Here is a 272-nt window from a genome sequence, read left to right as displayed (position 1 = left end):
CTGCTTGCTCGCGTCAAGTAGGCGCCGCAGGGGGGCTGCGGGGGGCCCGTCGCTCTCGCGTGGCGGCGCTCGGCGGGGGCAGCGGGCCGACGGGGGCTGCGGGGGGGCGGCCGACCTGCAGGGGAGCGGCCGTGGGCCTGGGGGGGAGGCGGTCGCGCGGGGGTGCGACACCCTCGGGGAGCGCGTCCGGGTGGGCGGCGGTGCTTGCGGCGGCGCCGGTGGGGCGGGCCCGGTGGGCGGGGGCGGGGAGAGGGCTGTGGTCGCCGGGCTGG

General features: G+C 83.5%; 1 pseudogene. It reads right to left on the bottom strand.

Annotated elements, in window-relative coordinates:
- Nucleotides 1-13: 13 nt before the first annotated feature.
- A pseudogene (locus tag QM806_RS42055) lies at nt 14-272 on the bottom strand (hypothetical protein); the annotation flags it as partial.

The sequence above is a fragment of the Rhodococcus sp. IEGM 1351 genome, assembly GCF_030056875.1.
GTDB classification, from domain to species: domain Bacteria; phylum Actinomycetota; class Actinomycetes; order Mycobacteriales; family Mycobacteriaceae; genus Rhodococcus_F; species Rhodococcus_F opacus.
This window is presented reverse-complemented; position numbering and strand designations above follow the sequence as displayed.